This window comes from Anaerovibrio sp. (genome assembly GCF_045637405.1).
GTDB lineage: Bacteria > Bacillota > Negativicutes > Selenomonadales > Selenomonadaceae > Anaerovibrio.
In genome coordinates, this window is record NZ_JAZTZI010000120.1 from 1 (window position 1) to 7,643 (window position 7,643).

The following is a 7,643-nucleotide window of genomic DNA, read 5'->3' on the forward strand; positions in this document are numbered from 1 at the left end:
AAAAAAAGCAGCCCGAAGGCTGCTTAATTCTGCAAATCAGTTGTTCATTCACTCATCATATATGGCTTCCTTCAGCACCCATCTGCCAAATTCATCCTTTTTGAACAATTCCCTGTTATACATCTTGTCAATAATAGCCCAAAATTCAGTATGTGTATACCCGCAAAAATCACAGAAATCATCCACACATTTCGGATCAAGAGCATGGTCTTTTTCCTTGATTATCCTAATTGCCTCATCCCGAGTCATTAAGCCATATCTGATAAATCTGGCAGTGTAATCTGTAGTAAAAGCATGACCGAATTTTGGGTATTTCAGCCATGAATGAACTAGATACGCTCTGGAATCCACCTGATCAAAATTCTCTGCATGATGAGTCCGATTCCATTCATGGGTTAAATCCTTAAAGCCTCTTGACTTCGCAAATTCATAATTCTTCACACTATTCCACGGCAGGAAATAACTCAAGTAAATTGGGTCAAGTCTCTGCAAATCCTCCGGTTTTGGTGCATCAAGCATTGCCAAATCACTTTTTTCGAGGCCCAAACTCAGTAATTCTTCTTCACTCACCCCGCTGGCTGCACCATTTTCGACCTGACTTCTGGCTGAATAACTTTCCTCGTCATCTATACCGCCATACTCGTAGGAAACATTCTCACCATATACCAATAGCATAGTGTTAAATTTTAAGGCCATATGAAGTGGATACGTATAAATATACCTGTCGATATACCATGTTGGTTTACCATATTTTTCAAACATGGCACGCATAATGATTTTCTGAGCACGAATATTAGGCTTATAACTGATAATTGGGCAGCCAAAGGTTTCACTGATATTTTTAATATTATGTTTCCCCGCCTCAGTCATAGGGAAATTGTCCTCAACTGAAAACAGAACAGGATTCATGTGCATAACCTCTTTCATGATATGCACCTGAAAATGGCTGTCCTTACCTCCGGAAACCGCTATAGCACAGTCATAATTCCCTGGGCCATTACAACCTCTGTACTTATCGCAAAGAGCCTCAAACTCCTTCCATCGCTTATCCCAATCTATATTTTTCCTGTTCTCATAGTGATTACATGCACAGCATACTCCATTCTCATCAAAAGTTATTCCCGGTCTGGTATCCGGCATAGTACATTTTTTACAGTATCTCATTTTCTGTCTCCCTTACTGATGTAAAAAATTATTATATATCCTCTTTCATAAAAAAATTCCTTTGAAAACCACTCAACACTATACCATTATGCCTCAGTATTTGCAAGAGTGAGGATTCTGCTACAGCTTTTTTAACTTTTTATTCTGTTATGTGCCACCTTGATTATATAAAATTTCTTTTTCAAATCAATCCTTTCTTCGCTAACTACCTCATAAATTTTCTTGGCTATTTTTTCAGCCGCATGACCATCGCCGTATGGACTGACGACGGAATCACATACTGTTTTAAAGTCAGCAGTCATTGCTTGATTTATCGCTACAATAATATGGTCAGTATCTTCACCACAGTTTATTATACTTTCAGACTGTAAACGGCCTCGCTGTCTATCCCCAATATTCACTGTTGGAACATGGAAGGACGGTGTTTCAATTATCCCACTGGAGGAATTGCCAAGAACAAACTCGGCATATTTCATCAACGAGAGATACCGTCTCACCCCTAGGGAAGTAAACACATGAAGATTATCAACCTCCTTTTCTGCTTCATCCAATAGCTCATTTATTCTTGCGCCTCCCTGGTCGGCATTGGATTTTGTCACAATAAACTGTAAGTCTGGAAAGGACTTAATTGCAGCAAGAAATTCTTTTATCTGATTATCAACACTTTCATCTTCCATTGTTACCGGATTATATGTGCAAAGAGCATATTTGCAATCCTCCAAACCAATACTTTGCAATGCTTCGGCCTTTGAAATATCAGCAACATGTATTATGTTATCAATACTGGTAGAGCCATAGTTGAAAACACGAGTTGGATTCTCACCTAGTTGAATAACTCTCTTTCTGCTATCTTCATTAGTAACGAAATGAAGATAACTCATTTTCGTTATGGAGTGCCTAATCCATTCATCCAAGGCTCCCTCAGTGGTATCACCGCCACATAGGTGGAATATAGGGGTATGGGTATTACCTGCTGCAATAGCCACAGACAGCATTTCATAACGGTCCCCCAGCAAAACAATGCCATCATATTTTTCTGCCAAAAACAGATCCGTAAACTTAACCAAAGCTTCAGCCTGATTGGCAGAAATATCTGCTTCAGAGGATGACTTCACTGATATGTGAATCTTATGGTCTATTCGGTCATCTATTTCGCTGATAGTCATACCATATTGCTCACTAAGATGTGTTCCGGTCACAATCAAATCAGCCTTAAATAATTCGCTCTCAATAGCCCGTAATCTCCTTATAACCGGTGACAACAGCCCATATTCAGCTCTTGTTGCTGTTACTACAGCTATTTTTTTCATATCTCAATCAACTCATCTTCGATAAAATCCCTTGTAGCGGTTTTACCAATAACCTCATACCACTTCATTGGAGAAATACCATTTCCGGGGCGTTTGGTGGTGATATTTTTCTCAGAAAAAATGTCACCTTTGGCAATCTTACAAGCCGCCACAATACTTTTTCTGGCAATGGACTTATTGCTAATCTCAGAAGCTGTCGGCTCTTTTATACCATTTCCGATAGCTTTTTCTATATGGCGGATAGCCCTTACCATCTGCGTAAGCTCATCTGGCTCAATGCTGGCCTTATGATCAGGCCCCTCCATATTTTTATCCAGGGTAAAATGCTTCTCGATAACAGTTGCACCCATGGCCACCGCGGCGATAGGAGCTTCAATGCCCTTGGTATGGTCAGAATAGCCAACTTCTTTGTTTGTCTCCCTAGCTATGGTTTCCATTGCGGATAAATTTACATCCTCGAATGGAGTAGGATACTGGGTATTGCAGTGCAGCAGGACTATTTCCGGTACACCGTTATTCTCCAGCACCTTGACAGCATCTTCTATCTCCTGAATATCGCTCATGCCAGTAGATAATATAACCTTTCGCCCAGTCCCGGCGATTTTTTCAAGATATGGCAAATTGGTAATTTCCCCGGATGGAATTTTCCAAAAATCCATATCCATTTTTTCCAGAAAATCAATGCTTTCCAAATCAAAAGGGGTTGATATGAAGCCGATACCCACTTCATCACAATAATTTCTCAAAGATACAAATTCATCCTCAGATAATGACAATTTTCTTAGCATATCCAGCTGTGACTCAGTCGCATCAGTTGTTTCCTTCTGATACTCTGCCTTTTCCGCATAACGTGAAACTAACTTCTCCGGCACAAATGTCTGAAATTTTATATAGTCCACACCAGCTTTTTTTGCAACATCCACCATCTTTTTCGCAATGATTATATCACCATTATGATTCACGCCTGCTTCGGCGATAATACATACTTTTTCCATAAAAATCGTCCTTATCTAATAGTAGCTCCCGCTGGAACGATGGCATTACTCTCAATCTGGCGGCATTGTATCACTGTAGAATTAGCTCCTATAAAGGCCCCTTCACCAACCTTGACTTGTCCACACAACACAGCTCCCACAGCTACGTGAGAAAAATCATCAACAACACACTCGTGCTCAATCAATGCCTTAGTGTTGATAATAGCCATCTTGCCGATACTGGCCTCAGCATTTATTACTGCACATTTGCCAATAAAAGTGCCTTCACCTACAACGGCAGTGTTGGATACAATAGCTGATGGATCAGTTATAACTGGTAAATAAAAACCTATTTGTTTTAATGTAGCATAAAGGTGCTGTCTGACAGCACCTTTTCCCATATAACCAATACCAATCGCTGCATTTTTGACGCCACCGCCAAAAATAGTATGAAGCTCGTCATCTGTGCCCAAATATGAATACCGTGAATCTGCTTCCCGCATATCAGTATATCCAACAATATGATATTTTCCTTCACGCTCAATACAGTCAGCCACACTTTTGGCATGACCCCCAAAGCCTACCAACACAATATCATTCATCATCATTTATCAGAAATTATATTTAATTTCTGCTCCATCCGCTTCATTTCCTCAAACTCGCCCATATCCAAAAAGGAATCCTCACTTATTGGATAAGTACCAACCTTACCACCACTTTTCATGACTTTTTCTACTAAATGAGTCATGTGGAACATGGTATCATCTGGTATCAAAGCAATAGTCGCAGGATTTATAACATACATGCCAGTATTTATGAAATAGGAAAGAGTCGGCTTTTCCTCCATGGACAGCAACTCACCGTTTTCACCAGAATTAACAACGCCATAAGGAACCGTAATATTTTTTAGTGCTGATACCATAGTAATGTCATTGCCACACTTTATATGATGGTTATAAATATCAGCATAGTCGGCACGAATCAATGCATCACAATTAGTGACGAATAATGGTTTATCAAACTTTTTTTCAATAAGCTTTATACTTCCACCTGTACCAAGGGGCTTGTTTTCTTCCACAAAATTTACCTTGTAAGTTGCTTTTAAATCATTAAAATATGATTTTAACATTCCTTTTTTATAATTTACTGTCATATAAAACTCTTCAATCCCATAATCTACGTAACAGTCAATTATCCGTTCTACTATCGGGGTATCACCTATTGGAATCAACGGCTTGGGCAAAATCTTGGTATATGGGTAAAGTCTTGTTCCCTTGCCACCGGCCATTATAACCACCGAAACTTCCCTAAGTTGTTTAGCCTTTTGGGTTATACTGCTTATATCCTTGAGCAGCACAATATCAATGATTTTTTTGTTATCATCCAAGATAGGTACCGCTGTAATAGATTTTTCCGTCATTACAGACTTAGCCATGGCTTTCTCGCGCACCAACAAGCTAACAGGATTTTTAAACATCACAGCTTCTGCTGTGTCACTTAACCCGCCCCCTTTTAAAATCCAACGGCGAATATCACCATCAGTAATGCAACCTATTAGAGAATGGGAATCGTCAACAATGAATATAAGACCGGCATCAAAAGCATGTCCATCTATCTTTGCCATGGCTTCCACCACGGTCAGTGGCAATGTGCTCACAAATTCCTTTATTCGTTCCTTATCCATGAGCAAACTCCCCCAAAACTTTCTTTACCTGCTCAGCCACGTACTCTATTTCTACCTTACTTATCTGGGTACTTGAAGGAAGATTCAAAATTCTCTCTGCATAATATGGTGCCTTTTCCAGTTTATAAGTAGCCTCATTCTTATATGGCATCTGCTCATTGATTAATCCCCAGATAGCACGGGTCTGAACACCACGCTCTTCCAATGCAGTTATAATTTCACGCATGGTGGCCTTAACCTTATCACGATTGATTTCCAATGAATAGAACCACATATTAGAGTATATATCTTTACGGAAGACTATCATCTTGCCCAGTGCAAAACCATCAAACAGCTCACAATAAAACTGGTAATTGGCCTGCTTGCGGCGGATAAATTCTGGCAATTCTTCCATCTGTGCCACCCCCAAGGCAGCCTGAAGATTGGTCATACGGTAGTTATAGCCCACTTCATTATGGATATAATAATGAACATCATCCTTTGCCTGGGTAGACAAATATCTGATATGATCGACAACCTTTATATTGTTGGCAGTAACAGCGCCACCACCACCGGTGGTAATAATCTTATTTCCATTGAAGGAATAACAGCCAAAATCACCTATGGTACCGGCATATTTACCGATAAGGGGACCATCACTGTACTTACTACCCAATGCCTCAGTAGCATCCTCAATTACCTTGAGATTGTACTTTTTGGCAATAGCCATAATGGCAACCATATCTGCCATGTTGCCAAAGACGTGCACAACAACTATAGCCTTAACGACCTGATTATTATAGCGAAGCTGAGATCCATCAAAGCTGCACTCAGTTTCACAAAACGCCTGCAATTTTATTGGATCCATACAAAAGCTGTCATCGCAGTCGATAAATACTGGAGTAGCAAATTGATATTTTACTGGATTTACTGCCGCAATAAAGGTAAGTGGTGGAACCAGCACCACGTCACCTGGCCGTACACCAGCTTCCACCATAGAAAGATGCAACGCAGCTGTACCACTCTGACAGGCCGCCACATTATCTGTATGTAAAAAATCTGCCAGCTTTTCCTCAAGCTTGGTAATATAGGCACCGCCAGTGGAAACCCATCCCTGGTCGATGGCATCATCCACGTATTTTCGCTCATTGCCTTCAAAATTTGGTATAGATAAAGGTATAAATCTGCCCACGGTTACATCTCCTAGTTCGTTTTTGCCTTCCCCTCCGGTGAAGCACCCTACGGGTACTAGGCTTCGCCGTCGGTGCCAGGCAACCAGACGGATGAGGTTACATCTTACTGTCCAGTGATTTCCCAGTTTCAATATGCTTAAAATTCGACAAGTACTCCGCCATAATGGCAACCACTTCTTCTTTGGTGGTGTTGTCCTTGGCAAATACGGCTATCAATTTATCAAACAATGCATTTACTTTAGCTTTGTCTGGTATTTCCTTGCCAGTTACCACACCCAACGATTTCAGCCGATTCATATCCACTTTCTCAGTTTCTGTATAAAATTCCTCATAGGCCTTTTCGCCGGAGGTATTGGAGCTGGAGTAGTGCACCGGGTATTTGTGACTGCCATTTCTTAATTCAACAGCTTTATCAATGGCTTCCTCATCGCTGGCACATTCCAGTACTTCATAGCCATGTTCTTCCAAGAATGCAGTTGCAATCTTATCAAAGGTCATCATCTGGGCTTCTTCCAGACGTGGAAAAAAGATTTCTCGATTATTACCCAGCATACAGGAAAGCATACAAATCTGCCCGCTTTCCTCCGGTGAAACGAAATAACGCTTTACATCAGATGGGGCACTTATAGGCTGAAGCTTTTGCAATCTGGCAATAAATCCCGCAGGAAGTGATCCATTGGAGAAGGCCACATTAGCAAAGCGTGCAGTCTTTACTGGGAATTTTTCGGAATATAAAAAAATTACATCTTCCATGATACGCTTGCTGGCCCCCATAATATTTACTGGATTAGCCGCCTTATCAGTAGACACACAGAAATATTCCTCTGGGGGAATTTCTGCCAATAAATCAAGAAGTTTCTTAGCTTGCAACACATTGTTCTTTAAAAGAGCTTCCACAGAATAAATATCCTTTTCGGAGCGGACATGCTTATGTGCGGAAAAATTAGCTACAATATCAAAGCCTCCACGGCTCCTAAACATTTTTTCAAAAACCAATGAAGCAAAATTCATGGGGTACGGTACATAATCTTCCGGTACATACATCCCAGTGGAGGAGCGCAGGTCACGGGTCAACTCTGCCAAACCGTTTTCATTTATATCCACTACAACTAAAGTCTGCGGCTTAAAGGGAAGTATAGCCTTTATAAATGATGATCCAATAGAACCAGCTCCGCCTATGACCAAAATGGTCTTTCCGGCAATCTTTTTACTTAACTGTTCCTTGTTTTCTTCAATATCAACAAGAAACATACTTTTATCCCGCTTGGTAACATATTTGTTTATGAAAATCTCTAAATTGAACATAATAATACCTTTTTACAATAAAAATAAAAAAGAA

Annotated in this window: 7 protein-coding genes; all 7 read right to left on the reverse strand. The window is 40.3% G+C overall.

The window, feature by feature from the left end; translation table 11 throughout:
* Positions 1 to 48: 48 nt before the first annotated feature.
* The 7 genes from ACKI5G_RS08490 to ACKI5G_RS08520 all read right to left on the reverse strand — a co-directional run bounded on the left by ACKI5G_RS08490 (position 49) and on the right by ACKI5G_RS08520 (position 7,555).
* A complete protein-coding gene (locus ACKI5G_RS08490) occupies positions 49 to 1,164 on the reverse strand; it encodes an N-acetyl sugar amidotransferase (protein ID WP_407399438.1) in 1,116 nt (371 codons plus the stop codon).
* 131 nt (positions 1,165 to 1,295) lie between these two features.
* Positions 1,296 to 2,474 (reverse strand): UDP-N-acetylglucosamine 2-epimerase, encoded by a 1,179-nt coding sequence (neuC, locus tag ACKI5G_RS08495; RefSeq protein WP_407399440.1) that lies wholly within the window; start codon positions 2,472 to 2,474, stop codon positions 1,296 to 1,298.
* Positions 2,471 to 3,469 (reverse strand): N-acetylneuraminate synthase, encoded by a 999-nt coding sequence (gene neuB, locus ACKI5G_RS08500; protein WP_407399442.1) that lies wholly within the window; start codon positions 3,467 to 3,469, stop codon positions 2,471 to 2,473. The genes neuC and neuB overlap by 4 nt, the downstream gene beginning before the upstream one ends.
* A gap of 11 nt (positions 3,470 to 3,480) precedes the next feature.
* Positions 3,481 to 4,056 (reverse strand): acetyltransferase, encoded by a 576-nt coding sequence (locus ACKI5G_RS08505; protein WP_407399444.1) that lies wholly within the window; start codon positions 4,054 to 4,056, stop codon positions 3,481 to 3,483.
* Entirely contained in the window at positions 4,053 to 5,132 is a 1,080-nt protein-coding gene (locus ACKI5G_RS08510; RefSeq protein WP_407399446.1) for a nucleotidyltransferase family protein, read from the reverse strand. Before ACKI5G_RS08510 ends, ACKI5G_RS08505 begins: the two co-directional genes overlap by 4 nt.
* A complete protein-coding gene (locus tag ACKI5G_RS08515; protein ID WP_407399448.1) occupies positions 5,125 to 6,303 on the reverse strand; it encodes a LegC family aminotransferase in 1,179 nt (392 codons plus the stop codon). Before ACKI5G_RS08515 ends, ACKI5G_RS08510 begins: the two co-directional genes overlap by 8 nt.
* A 97-nt stretch (positions 6,304 to 6,400) precedes the next feature.
* Entirely contained in the window at positions 6,401 to 7,555 is a 1,155-nt protein-coding gene (locus ACKI5G_RS08520; protein WP_407399450.1) for a polysaccharide biosynthesis protein, read from the reverse strand.
* Positions 7,556 to 7,643 lie beyond the last annotated feature (88 nt).

Bases quoted from the DNA above. Each gene is read 5' to 3' on its own strand.
- ACKI5G_RS08490 (WP_407399438.1), bottom strand. From the start codon at position 1,164: ATGAGATACTGTAAAAAATGTACTATGCCGGATACCAGACCGGGAATA.
- neuC (WP_407399440.1), bottom strand. From the start codon at position 2,474: ATGAAAAAAATAGCTGTAGTAACAGCAACAAGAGCTGAATATGGGCTG.
- neuB (WP_407399442.1), bottom strand. From the start codon at position 3,469: ATGGAAAAAGTATGTATTATCGCCGAAGCAGGCGTGAATCATAATGGT.
- ACKI5G_RS08505 (WP_407399444.1), bottom strand. From the start codon at position 4,056: ATGATGATGAATGATATTGTGTTGGTAGGCTTTGGGGGTCATGCCAAA.
- ACKI5G_RS08510 (WP_407399446.1), bottom strand. From the start codon at position 5,132: ATGGATAAGGAACGAATAAAGGAATTTGTGAGCACATTGCCACTGACC.
- ACKI5G_RS08520 (WP_407399450.1), bottom strand. From the start codon at position 7,555: ATGTTTCTTGTTGATATTGAAGAAAACAAGGAACAGTTAAGTAAAAAG.